Origin of the sequence: Rhodococcus xishaensis (assembly GCF_004011825.1) — a bacterium.
GTDB classification, from domain to species: Bacteria; Actinomycetota; Actinomycetes; order Mycobacteriales; family Mycobacteriaceae; genus Prescottella; species Prescottella xishaensis.
This window is the reverse complement of record NZ_RKLO01000005.1, coordinates 363,427-385,348: the sequence shown is the minus strand read 5'-3', so window position 1 is coordinate 385,348 and position 21,922 is coordinate 363,427. Positions and strand designations below refer to the sequence as shown.

Sequence of the window (21,922 nt, the reverse complement as noted above, 5' to 3'; positions counted from 1 at the left end):
CCGCGTTGATGGGTGGACGTCGATGGGTGGACGTCGACGGGTGGACGTTGACGGGTGGACGACGGCCAACACAGAGTCGAGCGGGAGGAATCATGATCACCACGGACGAGTTCACGGCTGATCAGCCGGAGATCGACCCCGACGACTTCGGGACAGAGTCGGGCACCGTCGAACTGGCCGGTCCGGCGTATGACATCGACGGTGACGGCATCCTCGACACTCGGACGTATGAGGTGGACGACGCGATGATCGTCGCGACCGACACCGATGGGGACGGCGACGCCGACCACCTGACGATCGTCGATTCTGGCGGCGAGTACTCGGCCTGGGAGTTCCACCGCGATGCCGACGGTCGGGAACGGTGGGAGCGAATCGACGAAGGTGGCCTGGGCCGATAGCAGACCGATCAGGACGGTTGCAACCCGATCGGGCCGTCGTCTGAATCGTTCCTGTGACCTAACCGACGACACCCGGTTCCCCCAAGCCCTAAGCTCGGCGTTAACCTCTATAACTAGGACACCCGGCACCCGTGTCCTTCGTTTGTTGCCCGCGATGCCGAGGTGGGTGACAGACGGAGTGGGCGGGTTGCACCCCGCCGAGAGGGGGAAATCGGTTCTGCCTCGTCTCAGCCCCGCCCCGAGCGGGGCTGATGTGGTCGTTCCGGTTCCCGGCCCCACCCCAGGAGAGTTTGATGACCTCAGCGACCATCCCCGGTCTGAACGGAACTGACGGCATGCCCCCCACTGAGCACTCCGAACTGCTCGCCTGGGTTCGCGAGGTTGCCGAGCTGACCCAGCCTGACCGGGTCGTCTTCGCGGACGGCTCCGACGAGGAGTGGGAACGCCTGACCGATCAGCTCGTCGAGGCCGGCACGTTCACCCGACTCAACGAAGACAAGAAGCCGAACTCGTTCCTCGGCAACTCCGATCCGTCCGATGTCGCCCGGGTCGAGTCCCGTACCTTCATCTGCTCCCGGGAGCAGGTTGATGCCGGCCCGACCAACAACTGGATGGACCCGACCGAGATGCGGGCCATCATGACGGACCTGTACCGCGGCAGCATGCGCGGTCGGACCATGTACGTGGTGCCGTTCTGCATGGGTCCGCTCGGTGCCGACGATCCGAAGCTGGGTGTCGAGATCACCGACTCCGAGTACGTCGTCGTGTCGATGCGCATCATGACCCGGATGGGTAAGGCCGCCCTCGAGAAGATGGGCACCGATCGCCCGTTCGTGAAGGCCCTGCACTCGGTGGGCGCGCCGCTCGAACCAGGCGAGAAGGATGTGCCGTGGCCCTGCAACGACACCAAGTACATCACCCACTTCCCCGAGGACCGCGAGATCTGGAGCTACGGCTCCGGCTACGGCGGCAACGCGCTGCTCGGCAAGAAGTGCTACTCGCTGCGGATCGCGTCGGCGATGGCCCACGACGAGGGCTGGCTGGCCGAGCACATGCTGATCCTCAAGCTCATCTCGCCCGAGAACAAGAACTACTACGTGGTGGCTGCCTTCCCGTCGGCGTGCGGCAAGACCAACCTCGCGATGATCCAGCCGACCATCCCGGGTTGGCGCGCCGAGACCCTCGGTGACGACATCGCCTGGATGCGTTTCGGTGAGGACGGTCGCCTCTACGCGGTCAACCCCGAGTTCGGTTTCTTCGGCGTGGCGCCGGGCACCAACCACGGTTCCAACCCCAACGCGATGAAGACCGTCGATGCCGGCAACACGCTGTACACCAACGTGGCACTCACGGACGACGGCGACGTGTGGTGGGAGGGCCTGGAAGGGACCCCCGAGCACCTCATCGATTGGAAGGGCAACGACTGGACCCCCGAGTCCGGCACCAAAGCCGCCCATCCGAACTCGCGCTACTGCACCCCGATGTCGCAGTGCCCGATCCTGGCCCCCGAGTGGGACGACCCGCAGGGCGTGCCGATCTCGGCGATCCTGTTCGGCGGACGTCGCAAGACCACCGTTCCGCTGGTCAGCGAGTCCTTCGACTGGCAGCACGGCACCTTCCTCGGCGCGACGCTGTCGTCCGAGCAGACCGCCGCCGCCGAGGGCAAGGTCGGTTCGGTCCGCCGCGACCCGATGGCGATGCTGCCGTTCCTCGGCTACAACGCCGGTGACTACCTGAACCACTGGCTCGACCTCGGCAAGAACGCCGACTCGGCCAAGCTGCCCAAGATCTTCTACGTGAACTGGTTCCGTCGGGGCGAGGACGGCCGCTTCCTGTGGCCTGGCTTCGGGGAGAACTCCCGTGTGCTCGAGTGGATCATCAACCGCATCGAGCACAAGGCCGACGCCACCAGCACCCCGATCGGCTTCGTCCCGTCCGCCTCCGAGCTCACCCTCGACGGCCTCGACGTGGAACTGGCTGACGTCGACGCGGCCCTCGAGGTCAACGTGGACGAATGGAAGGCCGAGATCCCGCTCATCGAGGAGTGGCTCGAGTTCCTGGGCGAGAAGGTGCCGGCGGGCGTCCGCGACGAGCTCGAGGCGCTCAAGCAACGTTTGGGCTGATGCAGCACTGTGAGTGACCGAATGTCACATCGGTTCAGGACCACTGAACCGATGTGACATTCGTCGTTTTGGGGGGTGGTTGTGGAATGGTGCGGCGGCTGATTTCGCTGACATGCGTATACGTTCGTACATCCGCGGACCCGGCTCTGTGCCGTGCACGACAGAATGGTGCAATAGCACCGACTTGAAATCGACCCGGCTGCCCGGCGTGGCCACGAGGAGGGATCCGGCATGGGGATCTACAACAACGTGACCGAACTGGTCGGACGCACCCCGCTGGTGCGCCTGAACCGTCTCACCGAGGGCCTCGGTGCCCAGGTGGTGGCGAAGCTCGAGTTCTACAACCCCGCCAACAGCGTCAAGGATCGGATCGGTGTCGCGATCATCGACGCCGCCGAGCAGGCCGGTGAGCTGAAGCCGGGCGGCACCATCGTCGAGGGCACGTCGGGGAACACCGGTATCGCGCTCGCGATGGTCGGCGCGGCCCGCGGCTACAAGGTCATCCTCACGATGCCCGAGACGATGTCCACCGAGCGTCGTGTCATGCTGCGCGCATTCGGTGCCGAGATCGTCCTGACGCCGGGGGCCGAGGGCATGGCCGGTGCTGTGAACAAGGCCGAGGAGATCGTCGCGCAGACCGACAACGCGGTTCTGGCACGGCAGTTCGCGAACGTTGCGAACCCGGAGATTCACGCCCGCACCACCGGTGAGGAGGTCTGGGCCGACACCGACGGGGACATCGACATCTTCGTCGCCGGCATCGGAACCGGCGGCACGCTGACCGGCGCCGGCCGCACGCTGCGCAAGTACAAGCCGGAGGTGACGCTCGTCGGCGTCGAGCCGGCCGATTCGCCGATCCTCACCGGCGGCCAGCCCGGACCCCACAAGATCCAGGGAATTGGCGCGAACTTCGTGCCCGAGGTCCTCGACCGCGAGATCTACGACGAGATCATCGACGTCGAGTTCGACGACGCCGTCCGCGTGGCCCGCAGCCTGGGCACCGACGAGGGCATCCTCGGCGGCATCTCGGCCGGAGCGAACGTCTGGGCGGCGCTCGAGTTGGCCAAGCGCCCGGAGAATGCGGGCAAGATGATCGTCGTGGTGGTGCCGGACTTCGGCGAGCGCTACATCTCCACCCCGCTCTTCGAGCACATCCGAGGCTGAGGGTCGTGAGTCTCCTGCGCACGATCCGGGAGGATCTCCGGGCAGCACGGGGACATGACCCGGCCGCGCGCAGCGACGTCGAGAACGCCGTTGTGTACTCGGGCCTGCACGCCATCTGGTCGCACCGGATCGCGCACGGCATGTGGGCCAGGCCCGCGCTGCGCGGTCCGGCCCGGGTACTGGCGCAGTTCACACGATTCCTCACCGGCATCGAGATCCATCCCGGTGCGACGATCGGACGGCGGTTCTTCATCGACCACGGCATGGGCGTCGTGATCGGGGAGACCGCCGAGATCGGCGACGACGTGATGATCTACCACGGCGTCACGCTCGGCGGTCGCTCACTCGCGAAGTCGAAGCGGCACCCGACGATCGGCGACCGCGTCACGATCGGCGCCGGCGCAAAGATCCTCGGTCCGGTGGTGATCGGTGACGACAGCGCGATCGGCGCCAACGCTGTCGTCACCCGCGACGTCCCCGTCGACCACATCGCGACCGGAATTCCGGCGTCGGTGCGGCCACGCAAACAGCATGAGCAGCTGGTCGATCCCACGTCGTACATCGACCCGGCGATCTACATCTGAGCGCTGCGTACGAGCCGAACGGTTCATCGCGGTGGACGCGCGCTGACCCGGCGCACATGGTGTGATGCTCGAGTGATGGAACAGGATCCCGAGCCCCGCGCCGGTCACATCTCCCGCGTGGAGATGGTCCGCCAGATCATGATCGGCATTCTCGCCGGCCCGTTGTTCATCGTCGGCTTCACTCGAGTAGCGGGCTGGCTTTGGGAGATTCTCGGGGAATGGGTTGGCCCACTTTCCTCCGAGAGCTTCTCCGGCGCCGGGGTGGTTGTTGCCGCGGGCCTTGCGGGGGCTACGCATCGGCGGTATCCCCGCTTCAGGGCCTTGGCATGGACGGCGGCCGTTGCCGCCTACGGTGTGTGGTCCCTGTACATCCTGGTTGGGTCCTAGGCAGGTTCGGACTTCTAGGCGAAGGAGAGGCGCCGCTGCGGTAGGTCCGCGGCGGCGCCTCATCCATCTGCCTCTCGGTAAATCTCCTTATGTATCAGGTGTTTGGAGACGAGTCGCCGCGGTCCTTCGCGCTGGCTCAGTTCATGCGCCACCCATGACAAGGATGAAGTAGGCGGTGGAGGCGCCTGCGAGAAGCAAGTAGAGGCCTGGGAAGGCGATGTTGTAGACCCGGGCTCTGATGCAGACAACGACGGCGCCGACGAAGTACACCGTCAAACCAACACCGGCCGCGACGCCGACCCACGGCAGTGTGAGGAGCCCGACGACGAGTCCGATCGCGCCGGCGAGCTTGGCAGTACCGAGATGCGGCAGAGCGGTGACCGGAACTCCCACGTCGGCGGAGTTCTTCAGCACAAAGCCGGCATGGAGGTAGTCGGCGACCGCGATGAAGGCGTTCGCGGCGATGCACAGCAGGGTGGCGACGAGCAACGCGCCGATCATGCGGAATACCTGCCGAGAACGGTGTGTGGCCTTGGAGTTACGTCATCGTCGGTCCAGCCGGACAGGTGGCTGCGGTACTCGAGGGCCGCGGGTATCGACAGCAGTGGGTTGTCGGCCCTGTCGGGTAGTTCGAGAATCAGGGTGAACGCCGGTTCGTCGGCCTCCCGCAGCGCCAGGTATCGGATTCCGGGTGGCGCAGCGTCATGGACCGCAGTGAAGAGGGCCTCGATCTGCTGTGTGACCTCGGGGATCTGCTCGGGTGCGGTGCGGAACCGGACCATCTGTAGGCTCATGTCTGGGTTTCTCCTTGGTGCGAACAGTTGGGTCGAGAGATGGTGCTCTCGACCATCCCGACGTCTCGCACCCCGGAAAGGTGACACCTGGTGGTATCGGTTGCGGATTTCGAAGCGGCGCGGCCGCAGTTGACCGCGGTCGCGTTTCGGTTGCTCGGCTCGATTCCGGACGCCGAAGACGCAGTGCAGACGACGTGGCTACGGGCGGATGCTGCTGACTCCAGCGAGGTCCGAAACAGCCCAGCATGGTTGACGACGGTGCTCACCAGGGTCTGCCTCGACCATTTGCGGGCGCGAGGCCGGCGCCGCGAGGAACCGTTGCTGGCCGACATGATCCCAGCGGACGCCGTGGCTGCGGACGAACAGTACCTGCGGCGTGAGAACGTGTCCCGCGCACTGATGGTGCTCCTCGACCGCCTGACACCCCCACAGCGTGTCGCCTACGTCCTCCACGACCTCTTCGGCGTCCCTTTCAAGGAGATCGCGGAGACGCTCGGCACTACCGCCGCCAACGCCAAGAAGCACGCAAGTCGAGCGCGACAGCGGGTGGACCAGTCCGGCCAGAGCACCTCCGACGTCAGGGTCGACAGTGCCGTGGTGAACGCATTCCTCACCGCCGCCGCCGGCGGCGACATCAACCGGATGATCGCCCTCATGACCGACGACTGCATACGAACAGTCGATGCCGCGCTCGTGCCTCCCGGCACCGCAACCACCGTCACCGGTGCTCAGGCGATTGCCGAGGAGACCACGCTGTTCGCCGACCGCATCCTCGCGAGCACCCAGATGATCGTCGACGGCCTCCCCGCGCACGTCATCGCGCCTGGGGGTCACCTGCTGGCGATCCTCGACATCCAAACCCGAAACGGCCGAATCGATCACATCACGATCACCCGGTCGTCCGAGTCGGTCGCCTTGGCGATGGGCGCGTGGGCAACTCACTGACCTGCCGGCCCACGGGAAACACATCAGGCGCGGCGCCGCAACCAGCGGGGCCGCGCCTGAGGAAGATCCGCGGAGCCTAGCCGGTGTAGCCGGGCGGCATCAGGACGGACTTGGTCTCGCAGTATTCCTCGAGTCCCTCGGGGCCGAACTCACGACCGATGCCGGACTTCTTGTAGCCGCCGAACGGTGAAGTCGGATCGACCGCGTACCAGTTGATCGCGTAGGTGCCGGTGCGAATCTTCTTGGCGATCTCGATGCCCTTGTCGATGTCGGTGGTGAACACCGAACCGGCCAGGCCGTAGTCCGAGTCGTTGGCGATCTTGATCGCGTCGTCGACGGTGTCGTAGGGGATCACCGAAAGGACCGGACCGAAGATCTCCTCGCGGGCGATCGTCATCGAGTTGTCGACGTCGGCGAAGATGGTCGGCTCGACGAACCAGCCCTTCTCCAGGCCAGCCGGGACTCCCCCGCCGACGACGAGGCGGGCGCCCTCTTCCTTGCCCTTCTCGATGTAGCCGAGGACCTTGTCGCGCTGCTTCTCGGTGATGATCGGGCCGAGTTGTGCGGCGGGGTCGTCGGGCATGCCCATCGGCATGAAGCCGGCGAACTGCACCATCGCGTCGACGATCTCGTCGTAGCGCGAACGCGGCGCAAGAATCCGGGTCTGGCCGACACAGGCCTGACCGGAGTTCATCAGGCCGGACATCATCAGCATCGGCATCGTGGCCTGAACGTCCATGTCCTCGAGGAGGATTGCGGCGGACTTGCCGCCGAGCTCGAGTGAGCAGCTCTTGAGCTGGTCGGCGGCGATGGCGCCGATCTTGCGGCCGACGGCGGTGCTACCGGTGAAGGTAACCTTGTCGACGTCGGGGTGCGAGACGAGGTACTCGCCGGTCTCGGCGCCGCCCGGCACGATCGACAGCACGCCCTCGGGAACACCGGCCTCGGTGAAGATCTCGGCGACCATGTTCGCGTTGAGCGGTGTCTCCGGCGCCGGCTTGAGCACGACGGTACAGCCGGCCAGCAGGGCCGGGGCCAGCTTGTTGATCGCGAGGAACAGCGGGACGTTCCACGCGATGACGGCGCCGACGACACCGACCGGCTCTCGGTAGACGCGAGTTTGGCCGAACGGGCCCGTCCGGACTTCCTCCCACGAGAAGTCGTTCGCGAGGCCCGCGTAGTAGTTGAGTGTTGCGAGCGTCGGGATCTTCTGCATCATCTCCACGCCCGACGGCGGTGCGCCCATCTCGTTGGAGATGGTGGAGACCAGTTCGGCGGCCCGCTCCTCGATGAGCTTGGCGGCCTTGGAGAGGATCTCGCCGCGTTGCGCGGGCGTGGTCTCGGCCCACGTGCCCGACTCGAGCGCGGCGCGCGCGGACGCGACGGCGGCGTCGATATCGGCCGGTGCCGCGACGGGAACACTTCCGACACGCTCCTCGGTCGCGGGGGAGAACACCTCCAGCCTCTGGTCGGTGGCCGGCGCGACCCATCGTCCGCCGATGAAGAGTTTGTCGTAGTCGGTCATTAGATCTTCCTTGGTCTCGTGGAGTGCCGCAGATCACAGACTAGAACACGTTACAACGAGTTGTCAGTGGGTGCGACAAGAGCCGTCGGTCAGGTTGTCGATCGCGAGCAGGCCGGCGCCGGTGAGAGTGCCGAGGACGCCGAGTTCGGCAGGGGCGAGCCGCAACTCGCGCAGGAACGACAGCCGTGCGTGAGCAGTCGCCGTCGCGGTCATCGGGTCCCATAGCGCGGGTCCGGCCTGGGCGAAGCCGCCGCCGACGACGATGAGGTCGACGTCGAGCAGCGCTGCGGCCGATGCGAAGGCCTCGCCGAGAGCGGTTGCCGCCCGCTCGAGGGCGGCGACCGCCGTCGGTTCGCCGAGTTCGGCATCGACGGCCAGGTCGGCGCCGGTCGCACCGACCCACCCGTTCGCGCGGGCCCAGCGCAGTGCCGCCGACCCGCTCGCGATGGTCTCGAGGCAGCCGACGGCTCCGCATCCGCAGCGCTCCTCGCCGCCCGAAACCACCATGTGGCCGATGTGACCAGCGTTTCCGGTTCGCCCGCCGTCGATCCGGCCGCCGCGGATCAGCCCGCCGCCGACTCCCGTCGACACCACTACGCCCAGCAGATCCGCGGTGCTCCGGCCCGCACCGCGGCGGTGCTCGCCGAGTGCGGCCGCGGCGCCGTCGAGAGCCAGGGCGACCGTCGCCGACGGGAACAGGTTCCGGACGGCGTCTGCCAAGGGGAAACCATCGCGCCACTCCGCGACGTTGACCGGTGCGACCGTGCCGGCACCCGTATCGACCGGGCCCGCGGATGCGATGCCGACAGAGGTGACCGTGGCGTCGCCGGCGACCTTGCGCAGCAGCGAGGCGCACGCATCCCACACCCGGGACTTGGGTGTCGGGACGGTCACCGGGGGTTCGAGCGAGCCGCCCGACACCACACGAGCCGCTGCCATCTTGGTGCCGCCGACGTCGAGTGCGAGTGCGGTCATACCGTCGAGGCTAGTTACCCACGCGGTGTCGGGTGGCCGAGATTCGATCTCAGTGCCTGCGAACAGCCTCAGTGTATGCGGACAACCTCAGCGCTTGCGGACAACCAGGACCAGGTTGCTCACGAGCACCTCGCGCAGAACGGGGATCTTCACCATCCACCAGGCCCAGCGCGGGTGGTAGCGCGGGAAGATGGCGAGGACGTCACCGCCGGTCTGGGCTTTCGCCCATTCGAGCCCGTCCTTCGCCCCGATGTCGAACAGCGAGACACCGAACCGGTTCTTGGGCTCCTTGCCTTGCTTGCGCTTGTAGCGCCGGGCCGCGTATTCGCCGCCCAGGTAGTGCCACGGGCCGGTCTCGTGCCCGCCGAACGGGCCCCACCACAGCGTGTAAGACAGCACCATCAGACCGCCAGGGCGCGTCACCCGGAGCATCTCCTCGGCCATCACCCACGGCTGCGCGACGTGTTCGGCGACGTTCGACGAGAAGCACACGTCCACCGAATCGGTGCGGATCGGCAGGGCCAACCCGGAGCCGCGGATCGAGTCGCCGACTGTGAGGCCGGCCGCGTGCATCTCCGACGGGTCCGGTTCGACGGGGACGTACCAGGCTCCGGCCTTCCCGAACGCGTCGGCGAAGTAGCCGGGACCCCCGCCGACGTCGAGAACCGTCGTGCCAGTCAGATCCGCGTCAGTGAGTCCGCGGTACAGGTCACCGATCAGCTCGACAGAGTCCCGGGCGAGCGCGCCGTAGAACACGTCAGGGTCGGACTGTTCGTACCGGAAGTCACTGAGGAGGCCGACCGACCGCTTCAGGGTTGCCCGACGGGCGAAGAAGCGGGTCACTCGGGATGCGCGGGCGGCGGTCACGGGAGGAACCTTAGCGATCGGACGTATGGTGGCCCCCGCTCACTGGGTTTCGCTACAGACGGTAGAGTGCGCCGGTCCAGCCGATAAGGTGTGTCGCAGGTGACCGTCCAGCCAAGCCGAAGAGGGGGCACACACGTGCGAGAGGTTCTCCTGCTGTGCTGGCGCGACACTGGGCATCCCCAGGGTGGCGGCAGTGAGCGGTACCTCGAGGAGGTCGGGGCCGGGCTCGCGCGCCGGGGCATCAAGGTGACCCTGCGCACCGCCGGCTACCCCGGTGCCCAGCGTGAGGAGATCGTCGACGGCGTGCGGATCAGCCGCGGCGGCGGTCGGCTGACGGTGTATCCGCGGGCCTTGGGCGCAATCGTCGCCGGGCGTCTCGGGCTCGGTCCGCTCGCCGGTCTGCGCCCCGACGCCGTCATCGACACCCAGAACGGCATCCCGTTCTTCTCACGCGCCGTCGCCGGTGCCCCGGTCACGGTGCTCGTCCACCACTGCCACCGCGAGCAGTGGCCCGTCGCCGGCCGACTCATGGGACGGGTCGGCTGGTGGATCGAGTCCTGGCTCTCGCCGCGAGTGCACCGCGACAGTCAGTACCTGACGGTGTCGCTGCCGTCGGCCGACGAACTGACCGATCTGGGCGTCGAGCGTGACCGTATTGCTGTAGTACGCAACGGCGCCGACGCGATGCCGACCGCAGTCGAGCCCGGCGGCGACCTCACCCGCACCGCGGAGCCGCGCGTGTGCGTGCTTTCGCGGCTGGTGCCACACAAGCAGATCGAGGACGCCCTTGCCGCCGTCGCGCAGCTGCGGCAGACCATCCCAGCTCTGCATCTCGACGTCGTCGGTGGCGGCTGGTGGGAGCAGAACCTCCGTGAGCGTGCCGACGAACTCGGCATCGGCGACGCGGTGACCTTCCACGGCCACGTGTCGGAGGAACGCAAGCACGAGCTGCTTGCGCGGGCGTGGGTGCATGTCATGCCGTCCCGCAAGGAAGGGTGGGGCCTGGCGGTGATCGAGGCCGCGCAGCACGGCGTCCCGACCGTCGGCTACCGCAGCTCCAAGGGGCTCACAGACTCGATCATCGACGGAGTCACCGGCCTGCTCGTCGGTGGCGACTCGGACGGCTCCGGATCCGATGTCCGCGCAGTGCCGGCGCTGACGACCGCTGTGGAATCCCTGCTGCTCGACCCCGAGTTGCGTGCCTACCTCGGCGACAAGGCCCGCCTGCGGGCCCGGGAGTTCTCGTGGGAGCAGACCGCCGCCGGTGTGCACACCGTGCTTGCCGCGTCAGCCACGGGACGGCACGTGTCGGGTCTCATCGCCGGCGCCGAAGCCGGGGCGGTTGCGTCGGTGGGACCACAGGCGGGACCCCAGGGCACCTAGCGCGCCCCCCACCAGCAGCGTCGCCCACACCAGATGCGCCGCGACGGCGGGTGAGCGATCACCTGGCGGCGCTGCGGCTGCCCCCGGAACCCGGTACAGCGCCAGCTCGTCGTCCGACCACACCGGTTCGAGCCGGTCGAGGGTCCGTTGCGATTCGCCCAGCGGCCCCGGAGTGGTGCGCTCGACGAGCACCCACCCCACGCTTTGGTCGGCGAGCTCGTCCGGCGCGGCCCCCGATAGCAACAGCTCCTCCACGCGCGCGGCTCGTGCCCCCTCGCCCTCGACGGTCGACGCCTGCCCGACCACGAGTTGTCCGGTCTGCAGCACGTCGACCGGCAGCATCCGCGGTGCCGGGTCGAGAACGGGCGCATCGCCGCTGTAGGGGAACATGCGGAACATCCCGGTCGGCAGGACGGCGACGTCGCCCTGCTCCGGTGACGCCTCCAGCCGTTCGACGACCCGCTGCCACGACGCGGGGTACTGCACGGGCTTCAATGCTCCTCCGACGCCCCACGCGAAGTCGGGCAGCGCCAGGACGACGGCTGCGATTACGGTGACCGGGACGGCGGCGACAGGGACCGCGGCGGGCACCGAGACCCGCGCGCTCAGCGACCGCACGCCGGCGGCCGCGGCCAGCACGTACAGGGGCGCGGCGAGCGCCACCCACTTCTGGGTGTCGCGCAGCAGCCCGGCGCCGGGCACGTGGACGACGGCCCACTCACCGACGGCCAGACCAAAGCCGGTGGCCGCCAGCGCGGGCAGCAGCACCGCCGCGAGCGCCAGCACCGCGAGCGCGACGACCACGGGGTTGCGTCTGCGCCGCCACAGCGCGGGCAGCCCGCACGCGACCACCGCGAGCAGCAGGACGGTTCCTCCCAGCGCCCACAGCGACGTCCGCGACGCCGGCACGGCGTCGCCGTTCCAGATCCCACCCAGCCCGGCGACGCTGCCGATCGTGCCGAGGCCGGGCTCGGCGCGGGCGGCGAACGCCGCGACTCCGGCGGGGTCCGACGTCGCCCCGCCGCCGGACATCGCCGTCGCTACCAGCCACGGCGCCGACACGGCCACGACCAGCAGGACCGTCCACAGCAGGCGCGGCGCCCTCGAGCCGCGCCCGCCGGGGGCTCCCAGCACGGCCAGCGCGACGACGGCCGCGAGGATCGCGCCGGTCGGGGTCAGGCCGGCGGCCGCGATGCACAGGGTGAGCGCCCACCAGCCGCCCGGGCGTCCGCGTCGGATCGAGACCGCCGCACAGACGATCCATGGCAGTGCCGCATAGCCCGTGAGCAGGCTCCAGTGCCCCTGCAGCAGACGTTCGGCGACGTACGGGTTCCACAGCATCACCGTCGACGCCACCAGTTGCGGCCCCAACCCGGCACCGGGCAGCAGGACCGTCACCAGACGTGCGGCGCCCCAGCCGGCCAGCCACAGCGCCGCGAACAGGATCGTCTTGACCACGACACCGCCGTCGACGACGGAGCTGAGCACCGCGACCAGCCAGTCCTGCGGGACGGCGCGGGCCGCGGCGTCGCTGAGCCCCAGTGCCGAGTCGGTGAGGTACGACCGCGGGGTGCTCACTGCGTCGCGGATCAGCAGGTAGCCAGGGCCCAGCAGCGGGCCCAGGACCAGCGCAGCCAGGGCGGCGCTGTACAGGATCGGCACCGCTCGGGTGGTTGCTGTGCGCCGTGCCGTCATGACGCGCACTGTACTGGTGCGATCATGGGCGAATGCCACGCCAATCCCTGTCCGGCTCGACCGTCGTCGCCGGTATGACGATGGTGACGATCGGGTCGATGACGGCGAACATCGCCGCCTACCTGCTCGCGCTTGCCGGGCTGCGCTGGCTCGGCCCCGCCGGGTACGGGGAGTTTGCGAGCCTGCTCGCCGCGCAGCTGGTCCTCGCGGTGCCGGCGCTCGGGTTGCAGACCGTCGTGGCCCGCGAGGTGGTGCACGGCAAGTCCGAGCCGGCTTTGCGGGCGCTCGGCTACCGCAGCGCAGCGATCGTCGGCGCCGTCGCGCTCGCGCTGGTGCCGTTGATGTCGTGGGCGCTCGACACGAGCCTCGGTGCGACATCGGCGGCACTCGTTGCAGCGCCGCTACTGGTGCTGCTCGCCACCGAACAGGGGCTGTTGCAGGGCACCGGCCGGTTTGCGGAACTGAGCGTCGTGCTGGCCGGTGCCGGGATCGCGAGGGTGGCTCCGGCGGTGGCGGTGTTGGCGGTCGGCGGTGGTCCGGGGCCGACGCTGCTCGCTGGAGCAGTCGGTACGGGAGTCATGGCGTTCGCGGCACGACTGATCGTGGCCCGCGTGCCCAGCGGCGGTGAACAAGGTGGCGGAACCGCGATAGGCGTCGCGACGGTGCTGCGAGCGTCGCAGGTGCAGTTGGCGCTGATCGCGCTGTCGTCGATGGACCTCGTGATCGCACGTGCGGTGCTCGACTCCCACGACGCCGGTCTCTATGCGGCCGGAGCCGTGGTGACCAAGGCCGCGTTCTGGCTGCCACAGGCCATAGGAGTGGTGCTCTACCCGAAGATGGCGAATCCCAAGCAGTCCGCGTCGGCGGTCCGGTCGGCGGTCGGGGTCCTGGTCGCGCTCGGTGCCGTCGTAGTCGTCGGTGCTGTCGTAGCAGCTCCGCTCGCGCCGATTCTGTTCGGCGACGAGTACGCGCCGGTGCAAGGGATCTTGTGGATGTTCGCGTGGAACGGTGCGGCGCTCGCGGTGCTGCAGGGCGTGCTGCTGTCGGCGATCGCGGGGGAGCGCACCCACCTCGCGATAGTCGCGTGGGTGGGTCTCGCGATCGAGGCGGCGCTGATGTTCACCGTCGCCGACACGGTCCGCCAGTTCGTCGCGGTCGCGATGTGCGTGGCGACGGTGACGGCCGCCACGGTGGCGGTGCTGGTGCTGCGCAGCGCTCGGTCCGCCGACGTCCCGACACGCTAGGCCGGGGACGACCCGTCCCGAGAGAATCACGTCGCACTTTTGGCGCAAAAGGTGTTCGGATTTGGGTTTTGTTGGACTGGACCACGGCCGGTTGGTCCCCTTTGCGAACCGGAACTTGACGGGGTTAACCCTTGTGGCAGAACGTAGTTAGATGACCAGTGAACGCGATGTTCGCGCGAGGTACACGATCGAGGCGATCGGGACCTTCTTCCTGGTGTTCACCGTCGGAGCCGCCGTAGGCAGCGGCACCCCGTTCGCCCCGTTGGCGATCGGGGCGACCCTGATGGTGATGATCTACGCCGGCGGGCATATCTCCGGTGGACACTACAACCCGGCGGTGACCCTGGCCGTGCTGGTACGGCACCGGATCGGACTTCGTGACGCCGTCGGATACTGGGTCGTCCAGCTCCTGGCCGGACTCCTCGCAGCTGTACTGGTACGTGCGGTCGTGTTTCCGGCGCAGGTCGAGACCGCGGAAACACTGACGTTGGAGGGTCGTACCCTGCTAGCCGCTCTCGTGGTGGAACTGCTGTTCGCGTTCGCCCTGTGCTTCGTTGTCCTCAATGTCGCCACCAGCAAGGATCATCCGAACAACTCGTTCTACGGGCTGGCCGTCGGATTCACCGTGGTGGCAGGGGCATTCGCTGTCGGAGCGATCTCAGGTGGCGCGTTCAACCCGGCGGTGACAGTTGGTGCTGCCGTGATGGGATTGTTCGCGTGGCCGACGCTGTGGGTGTACCTGGTGGCCCAACTCCCGGCTGCCGTGGCTGCCGGCGCCCTCTTCCTTGCGCTGAACCCCGACGACCGGTGATCGCAGCGTAGACGGTGGCGCAGGCTGCGCGCCGTCGGGCGTACCGCCGTGTGAGGGCCTGCTCGCGCGGCTGCGGCCAGATCCCGTCCCGTCTGGGGTTGTCGGAGCCATGCGCGGCCGAACCCCGCACGGTGATCCGTGCGGGGTCCGGTGGTCAACAGGTTGCGGGGGCTACTGCTGGCGCGGCGGCTCGGTGAAGCCGCTCTCGTCGAAATCGCCCTTGTCCATCTGCACCGTGGGGAACTCCTCGGTCTTGTCCGACGACGCCCATTCGTCGCGGCCACCGGCCTGCCCCGACCCACTGGGCGGGGTCGCCGGTCCGCCGGCGACGGCGCCCTTCTCGCCGCGGCCACCACGGATGCCGACCACGATGCCGACGATCAGCGCGATTGCACCCAGGATGCCGGCGACGAGCGGCACCGTCCGGCTGGCCAGCGCCAGCTGGTCCTGGCCGTCCTTGGCCTGGCTGATCTGGTTCTCGATGGTGGACTCTTCGAACGGCAGGACAGCCTGGAGGACGGTCACCTCGGGCTCGTCCTTGTCGCGGGCGTAGTACTGGTTCATCATCTCCTGGCCCTTGATGACGACGCCGGTGACCGGGTCGACCCACACGTCGCGCTGGTTCTGGTACCAGCGGGTCATCGTGACCGGCTCCTCGCCGCCGGGAACGCCCCACGTCTCGGCGGGAAGCGACAGCCTGTAGGTGGGGTCACCGACTGCCTCGAACATGTCGGTGGGTTCGATCACCTGGCTGTAGTGGTAGACCCTCATTCCGTTGATCTCGGTTTCCTCAACGAAATTGATGTCCTGGCTCGTGCGGATGTTCAGGTCGAAGTACGGGTAGCTCTTCTGCTCCGCGTCGAAAGGCCACTTGTACTGCAGGCCGGTGTGGGAGACCTCCGTAGCCGGCATGTCGAGCGAGGTCTGGATGGTGCCCACCGGCGGCTCCACCGGCATCGCGCTGACCCGGTCGACGGTGACCCGGTCGACGCTCGCCGTGAGCAGGCCGGTGTCACCCTGCTTGTCCGTGCGGATCACCGCTTGGCCGGCCTGAAGCGAAACGACCTCGGCGTCGGACGGCTCCTCGGCGATCACGTAGCGCTGCGCGACGATCGGCACGCCGGTGTCGACCTGGGCCCGGCCTTCGAGCAGGGCCGCCGAGTCGAGCACGTCACCGGTGCCGGAGGCGATCGTGGTGACCTCGAGGTCGAGGGGGGTCTTCTTGAGCCTGTCCAAGCTGTACGCGGGAACGAGGATCGCGACGGCCAGTAGGAAGGTCCCGAGGCCTACCAGGACGCTGGCAAGTATCCGGCTCCGGCCTGAGCGCTCGGCCATGCTGTCTCCTAACTCAATGCTGTTGAATCGAGATACCCCCACCGACAGCACGTGCGCTGCGCGGGTCGCACGGTGCCCACTTTGGGACACCACGTGAGCCCAGACACTAACAGTCCCGCTGTCTGGTTTGCGTCACCCACCACATTCTGGGCGAATTACGTCGCTCTTTCGCTTGTCTGCAACCTGCAGGCACACTGAACGTGATGGACACCAATCACCTGCGCCAGACCGCCCCGGTCGGCGATCCCCGGGCCTTCGTACCAGCTCTCGACGGCATGCGCGGATTCGCGGCGCTCGGGGTGCTCGTGACACACGTGGCCTTCCAGACCGGCGCCGTCGGGGACCCGGTCGTCGGCCGGATCTGGGGGCGGTTCGATCTGGCGGTGGCGGTCTTCTTCGCGCTGTCGGGATTCCTGCTGTGGCGTCCGCACGCCGGCGCGGCCCGCGGTCTGGGCGCCCCGCCGAGAACCGTCAAGTACTGGATCTCCCGTGCGGCCCGCATCCTGCCCGCGTACTGGGTGGCGGTGGTCCTGGTGCTGGCGTTCCTGCCGGCCGCCGGTGGTGGGTGGCAGGTGTGGACGGCGAACCTGGCGTTGATTCAGGTCTTCGTCCCACTCACCCTCACCGAGGGGCTGACGCAGATGTGGTCGCTGTCGGTTGAGGTGGCGTTCTATCTCGTTCTCCCGATCATCGCTCTGACGCTGGTCAGGCTGCGGGGAGCGGCTGCACGGTTTCGGGTTCCTGTGCTGCTCACGGTGGCTCTGGTGAGCCTGGTCTGGGCGTTCCTACCGGTGCCGTCCCCGGCGGGCATCCATCACGACAACTGGCTGCCCGGCTACATCCCGTGGTTCGCGGCGGGAATGCTGCTCGCCGAACTCGCGATGGTCGGCGGGACGTGGGTACACCGCCTCGCCGAACGTCGGGTGCTGATGGCCGCGATCGCGCTGGTCGCGTTCGGGTTGTCGACGACCTGGCTGGCCGGCCCGGAGGGCCTCGTGCGCCCGGAGCCGTGGCAGTACGCGACCAAGATCGCGCTCGGTGCGGTCATGGGCTTCGCGCTGCTCGCGCCGTTGGCGCTCGCCCATCACCGGCACCGCATTCTGGCCAGCCCGCTCTCGCTGGCGGTAGGGCGGTGGTCCTACGGCGTGTTCATCTGGCACCTCCCGGTGCTGACGATCGTCTTCCCGATGTTCGGGATCACGCCCTTCAGCGGCAATTTCTGGTTCGTTCTCGCTGTCACCACGGTGCTGTCGATCGCGGTCGCGTCGGCCAGTTATGCGCTAGTGGAGGATCCTGCGCGACGCGCCGTTCACCGCTGGGAGCGGCGCCGCCACATCGGTGAACGCGACAGCGGTAGTGCCGTCACCCCGACGCAGACGACGCCGATCAGCGCGAACAGCTGAATCAGGAACGAATGCCCGACGTAGCCGTCGGCGGCCCGCCAGGGGCCGGTCGACAGCAGCACCGACGCGGTCACCAGTGAAAGGCCTGCGGTGGCGGCCATCACCCGGACGGCGAATACCGCGCCCCTCCACCGCGACAGTCCCAGCGCGCAGGCGGCGACGCCGAGGGCGGTGGCGGCGCCCACGGGACCGGCGACGACGCCCGCGACCGCCACTACCCCGAGCGCCGCGGCCCAGGTGCTGCGCCACGGTCGTGGCGGTGGCCCGGGATCCGTTGCGCGTCGACGGGGAACCAGCGCCAGCAGCGCGAGCGGGATGAGCAGTAGCAGCCCGAAGGCGATCCCAGCGCGATACCAGCGGTCGGTCGGGAACGTCAGGGTCACCGTGCCCTCCGTCCCGGCAGGCACGATCCAGCCCTGCTGCCACCCGTCGACGACGATCGGCTGCAGCTCTGTGCCGTCGGGCGCGGTCGCGACCCAGCCGACGTTGGTGCTCTCGGGCACCACGACCAGCCGATCGGCGCCGGACGCGTCGACGTCGAGTTCCCGCAGGTTCTCGGTCCAGCGTCCGACCGACGGTGCGCTGACGGACGGGGTCGGCGGCTCCGGCCCCGCATTCAGTTGCAGGCTGTCGACGGTGAACGCCGGACCGGGTGCGACGACGATGTCCTGACGCCCCTCCGGCAGCGGGATCGAGCCCGGCACGCACGGGGTCGCGGACACCGGCTGCCCGGTCGCCAGCTGCTGCGCGGTCGCGGTGACCGACATCCGCATCGTCACGCCGCCGACGGAAATGGTGGGGCCGGCGTCGCAGCCCACCGTGACCGTGCGCTCAGGCGGCACGGCCGCGGTGCGCTCCGGCGATGCGGTCGCGGTGCCCGGCACCGGTCGTCCGTCCTCGCCGAGCGCGACCACTTCCGACAGGCCCGGGGGCTGCGCCTGCAGGAACCCGAGTCCGGTGCGATCGAGCACGCCGTGCCATTTCACCAGCGTGAGCTCGATCGTGTCCGTGAGGTGTGGTTCGAGCTCGATGGTATGGGTGGCGCTTGGCCCGTCGGCTGAGTCGTCGGGGTCGTCGAGGTCGTCGAGGTCGCGAGTCTGCGGGCCGTTGCCCAGGTTGACCGCTACCCGCGACGGCGCGGCCGGCAGTTCTCCGAGGCTCGTGGTCAGGTGCAGCCCGGTGACGACCGTCGGCTGCGGGAGGGTGATCGTCAGTGTCGGGAGGCCTCCCTTGCCCTGCGCGCTGTCCGCGGGCGCCGTCCACGATGTTGCGGGGTTGCCGTCGACGGCGGCGCTCGCGCCACCGCGCAGTTCGACACCCTCGGCGGGGGCGCGTGCGGACACCGCGGAGGGATCGGCGACGAGCGCGTCGAGCGGGGCCCCTGCCCGCGGCCGCAACGTCATCTCCGGGGTGACGGCGGTGGCGTCGGGCACCGACAACGTCCGAGTGAATGTGCCCGGATCCTCGGGCGGCAGGGCCAGCGCGGGGCTGCAGTGGACGCGGTCCGGGCCGTCGGCACAGCCGGCGCGCCCGGGCAGTTCCTGGCCGAGGTCCCAGCCACGGATCTGGGCGCCTTCCGGGGTGGCGGGCAGCACGGTTCGGTGAACGATCGGAACGGGGACGGGGTCGCCGGACGAGTAGTCGTCGATCGACAGCTCGCTGATCCCGAACTGGAATCCGGGGGAACCGTCCTCGGTGTAGGTGGCGAGGATCCGCATCCACGGAGTCGTGCCCGGCGGCAGCGACACCGACACCGGCTCCCCGGGCTTGTCGATCTTGATCGAGGTCGAGGCGTTGGGGGTTTCGACGCGGATCCACTTCACCGGTGGTCCGAACGCGGCCGGGCTGGTCGTCACGTGCAGCATGCCGCGGGTGATCGGGGTGTCCAGGTCCACGCGCAGCCATTGGCCGCGCGCGGTCTCGAGGCCGTTGCTCAGCCATGCGGTGGCCGGGTCGCCGTCCACGGTCGCGGCCGGTCCGCTGCCCGGCGCGGTGCCGCCGAGCTGGGTGGCGTCGGCGGCCGAACTCGACACGGTGATCTTCGCGCCCGACCACTCGCCCTGCACAAGCGGTGCGCCCGGGACCGGATAGTCGGGGACCGCGTTGTAGGTGCGGCGCGGGTCGTCGGGGGCGCGCAGCCCGGAGCTGTGGTTGTCGACCTGGCCGAAGTCGGTCTCGCGGTCGGTGGGAGTGTCGGTGACGGTGACTTCTCCGACGTCCCGCCCGGCCCGGCGCACGTCGCTGGCGAGCAGCGCCGGGCCGGTAATGGTGCCGTTCTCGGCGAGCCGCAGGAGCGATTCGGGTCCGCCCTGCACGACGGGAACTGCGTCCAGGTCCACGGTGTACGGCCCGGCGTGCGGTGTCGGGCCGCTCGGCGAGGTGACCCGGTAGATCTCTATCGCCGGGTATGCGGGGCGCAGGTCGCCATCCACCACCACGTTCTCTTCGTCGTCGGTGGGCGCGATGTCCTCGCCGAATTGTGCGACCTTGTCCAGACCGGGCGATCCCTCGACTGCTTGGTGGACCAGGATCGGGCGCGCGGACCGTGACGTTTGCGGGTCGAGGTCGTTGCGGACGACTACGTAGCGGATGCCCTGTCCGAGCAGTGTGTCGGCGAGCCCGGCGGACGGGCGGCCGTCGGAGATCAGCCGCTGCACGGAGTCGAGCGCCCGGATCGCGCCGGGGGGCACGAGAGGGACGGCGTCGCGCGCTGCCCACGGGGTCGACGCCAGTGCCTGCAGCGGTTCGTCGCGGGTCAGGCCCCAGATCTGGGCCCCGAACGGAGCGCCCGGCACGACGAGTGCGCGTTCGGCATGCGCGTCGGAGGATCCGGAGGCCTCGGAGCCGGATCCGGCAGTGCTGTCTGAGCCGGCGGAGCCGGCGGCGTTGTCGGCGAGCCACTGCGCCGCGTCATGCCAGTACGACGGCACCGCGTCGTACGTGCCGCGGGGCGCGAGCCGGCCGGACCACGCGAGCGAGGTCGTGAGGGTGAGCGCGACGAGCAGCAGCGCGGTGACCGCGACCATCGGTTCGCGCTCGGGGTGTGCGAACGCGGTTCGCCAGCGTCTCAGCGGCACCGATCCTGGTAGCGGCACGCGCGCGAGCAGGTGCGCGAGGCCGAGGACGAGCGGCAGCCTGACGAGCGGCTCGAGCTTGTGCACGTTGCGCAGCGGGGCGCCGCTGCCGTCGAGGAACGCCCGGACCTGCTCGGCGATCGGGGACCCGAGGTCGCCGATGTAACCGGCGCCGAGTCCGGCGATGCCGACGAACAGAATCAGCGTCAGTCGGCCCTTGGCGGGCATCCTCCGCATGCACAGCCCGGCCAGCCCGGCGGCTGCGATCAGGCCGGTGGCGACGACGGCAACGGGCTGGGTGACGAGGACCGTGCCCGCGACCCGCTCGGGGGACACGAACGGTGTCCAGCTGTCGGTGCCACGCAGCACTTCGGTCAAGGACGTCCACTGTGTCGTGACGCCGGACGATTCGATGTAGTCGAGGAATGGCGGGCTGACCCGGCCGAGCAGCAGCAGCGGGACGATCCACCACACAGTTGCGAGCAGCAGACTCGGGATCCACCACGCGGTGAACACCCACCAGCGCCGATTGGGGCGGTGCGCGATCCACCACAGACCCGCGACGAGGCATGCCGCTGCGGTGGCCACCGCGTTGACGGCGCCCATGAGTGCGACGGCGAGCGCCGACTGTGCCGCGAGACGCCCGAGGCTGCGGCCGCCTCGCCAGGTGGGCGAGGTGGCCAGGATCACCGGCAGCAGCACCCACGGGGCCAGCATCATCGGCAGCGTCTCCGACGAGATCGAGCCGATCGTGGTGAGCACTCGCGGCGACAGCGCGAACGCGACGGCCGCGACGATGCGGGAACCGCGGCTGCCGATGCCGAGGGCCTCGGCGACGCGGATGACGCCCCAGAACCCGGCGACGATCAGCAGCGCCCACCACAGGCGCTGCGTGATCCACGGCGGAACCCGCAGCAGCTCACCTAGCGCGAAGAACGCGCCGTGCGGGAAGAAGTAGCCGTAGGCCTGGTTCTGGACCTGCCCGAGCGGCGCCACACTGCTCCATTGGTGGGCGGCGCGGGACAGGAACCCGATCGGATTCTCGGTGAGGTCGTACTTCGTGTCGGCGACGATCCGTCCCGGCGATTGGAGCAGGCACAGGACCAGCGCGACGAACCCGGCGCCGATCAGCCAGCGCCGGGTCAGTGGTTCGATCGAAGGTTCGACGGTAGGGCCCCCGTCGGTGGGGCCACCGGTCGAGGGGGAAGTGCGGGA

At 69.0% G+C, this 21,922-nt stretch carries 18 protein-coding genes; 10 read left to right on the top strand and 8 right to left on the bottom strand.

Translation table 11 applies throughout. From position 1 onward, the window contains the following. The first annotated feature begins 92 nt into the window (after positions 1-92). The 5 genes from EGT50_RS14035 (at position 93) to EGT50_RS14015 (ending at position 4,656) form a co-directional block, all read left to right on the top strand. Complete coding sequence (locus EGT50_RS14035; protein ID WP_127955255.1) at positions 93-398, top strand: DUF6802 family protein; 306 nt, start codon at positions 93-95, stop codon at positions 396-398. A 293-nt stretch (positions 399-691) separates the two neighbouring features. Further along, the gene (locus EGT50_RS14030; protein ID WP_127955254.1) at positions 692-2,521 is read left to right on the top strand and encodes a phosphoenolpyruvate carboxykinase (GTP); all 1,830 of its coding nucleotides are present in this window, start codon (positions 692-694) and stop codon (positions 2,519-2,521) included. A 231-nt stretch (positions 2,522-2,752) separates the two neighbouring features. After that, the gene (cysK, locus tag EGT50_RS14025; protein ID WP_127955253.1) at positions 2,753-3,685 is read left to right on the top strand and encodes a cysteine synthase A; all 933 of its coding nucleotides are present in this window, start codon (positions 2,753-2,755) and stop codon (positions 3,683-3,685) included. A gap of 5 nt (positions 3,686-3,690) precedes the next feature. Beyond that, positions 3,691-4,269, top strand: coding sequence for a serine O-acetyltransferase EpsC (gene epsC / locus EGT50_RS14020; RefSeq protein WP_127955252.1), 579 nt, complete (start codon positions 3,691-3,693; stop codon positions 4,267-4,269). 75 nt (positions 4,270-4,344) lie between these two features. Further along, positions 4,345-4,656: a hypothetical protein gene (locus tag EGT50_RS14015; protein WP_127955251.1), complete on the top strand. Its 312-nt coding sequence runs from the start codon at positions 4,345-4,347 to the stop codon at positions 4,654-4,656. A 141-nt stretch (positions 4,657-4,797) separates the two neighbouring features. Here the strand turns inward: EGT50_RS14015 and EGT50_RS14010 are convergent, their stop codons facing one another. Further along, entirely contained in the window at positions 4,798-5,157 is a 360-nt protein-coding gene (locus EGT50_RS14010) for a DoxX family protein (protein WP_127955250.1), read from the bottom strand. Continuing rightward, complete coding sequence (locus tag EGT50_RS14005; protein WP_127955249.1) at positions 5,154-5,450, bottom strand: hypothetical protein; 297 nt, start codon at positions 5,448-5,450, stop codon at positions 5,154-5,156. The genes EGT50_RS14010 and EGT50_RS14005 overlap by 4 nt, the downstream gene beginning before the upstream one ends. A gap of 90 nt (positions 5,451-5,540) precedes the next feature. Between EGT50_RS14005 and EGT50_RS14000 the strand changes: the two genes are divergently transcribed. After that, the gene (locus EGT50_RS14000; RefSeq protein WP_127955248.1) at positions 5,541-6,395 is read left to right on the top strand and encodes a sigma-70 family RNA polymerase sigma factor; all 855 of its coding nucleotides are present in this window, start codon (positions 5,541-5,543) and stop codon (positions 6,393-6,395) included. 76 nt (positions 6,396-6,471) lie between these two features. Here EGT50_RS14000 and EGT50_RS13995 read toward each other — a convergent pair whose 3' ends face one another. From EGT50_RS13995 to EGT50_RS13985, 3 genes are all read right to left on the bottom strand, one after another. After that, a complete protein-coding gene (locus EGT50_RS13995) occupies positions 6,472-7,920 on the bottom strand; it encodes an aldehyde dehydrogenase (RefSeq protein ID WP_127955247.1) in 1,449 nt (482 codons plus the stop codon). Between the two features lie 63 nt (positions 7,921-7,983). Continuing rightward, positions 7,984-8,895, bottom strand: a complete 912-nt coding sequence (locus EGT50_RS13990) for an ROK family protein (protein ID WP_127955246.1) — start codon at positions 8,893-8,895, stop codon at positions 7,984-7,986. An 87-nt stretch (positions 8,896-8,982) separates the two neighbouring features. Continuing rightward, entirely contained in the window at positions 8,983-9,738 is a 756-nt protein-coding gene (locus EGT50_RS13985; RefSeq protein ID WP_127955320.1) for a class I SAM-dependent methyltransferase, read from the bottom strand. A gap of 159 nt (positions 9,739-9,897) precedes the next feature. Between EGT50_RS13985 and EGT50_RS13980 the strand changes: the two genes are divergently transcribed. Further along, the gene (locus EGT50_RS13980) at positions 9,898-11,145 is read left to right on the top strand and encodes a glycosyltransferase family 4 protein (RefSeq protein ID WP_127955245.1); all 1,248 of its coding nucleotides are present in this window, start codon (positions 9,898-9,900) and stop codon (positions 11,143-11,145) included. Here EGT50_RS13980 and EGT50_RS13975 read toward each other — a convergent pair. Beyond that, positions 11,050-12,840 (bottom strand): hypothetical protein, encoded by a 1,791-nt coding sequence (locus EGT50_RS13975; RefSeq protein WP_127955244.1) that lies wholly within the window; start codon positions 12,838-12,840, stop codon positions 11,050-11,052. The two genes, EGT50_RS13980 and EGT50_RS13975, sit on opposite strands and share 96 nt — an antisense overlap. 32 nt (positions 12,841-12,872) lie before the next feature. Between EGT50_RS13975 and EGT50_RS13970 the strand changes: the two genes are divergently transcribed. Both EGT50_RS13970 and EGT50_RS13965 read left to right on the top strand, forming a co-directional pair. Beyond that, complete coding sequence (locus EGT50_RS13970; protein ID WP_127955243.1) at positions 12,873-14,084, top strand: polysaccharide biosynthesis protein; 1,212 nt, start codon at positions 12,873-12,875, stop codon at positions 14,082-14,084. 151 nt (positions 14,085-14,235) lie between these two features. Continuing rightward, positions 14,236-14,895 carry an MIP/aquaporin family protein gene (locus tag EGT50_RS13965; protein ID WP_127955242.1) on the top strand — a complete coding sequence of 220 codons (660 nt, stop codon included), beginning with the start codon at positions 14,236-14,238 and terminating at the stop codon, positions 14,893-14,895. 171 nt (positions 14,896-15,066) lie between these two features. Here EGT50_RS13965 and EGT50_RS13960 read toward each other — a convergent pair whose 3' ends face one another. Continuing rightward, a complete protein-coding gene (locus EGT50_RS13960) occupies positions 15,067-16,230 on the bottom strand; it encodes a DUF3068 domain-containing protein (protein WP_127955241.1) in 1,164 nt (387 codons plus the stop codon). 203 nt (positions 16,231-16,433) lie between these two features. Between EGT50_RS13960 and EGT50_RS13955 the strand changes: the two genes are divergently transcribed. Then, positions 16,434-17,633: an acyltransferase family protein gene (locus EGT50_RS13955; protein WP_206615827.1), complete on the top strand. Its 1,200-nt coding sequence runs from the start codon at positions 16,434-16,436 to the stop codon at positions 17,631-17,633. Here the strand turns inward: EGT50_RS13955 and EGT50_RS13950 are convergent. Beyond that, complete coding sequence (locus EGT50_RS13950; RefSeq protein WP_206615835.1) at positions 17,540-21,853, bottom strand: alpha-(1->3)-arabinofuranosyltransferase; 4,314 nt, start codon at positions 21,851-21,853, stop codon at positions 17,540-17,542. The genes EGT50_RS13955 and EGT50_RS13950 overlap by 94 nt on opposite strands. Positions 21,854-21,922 lie beyond the last annotated feature (69 nt).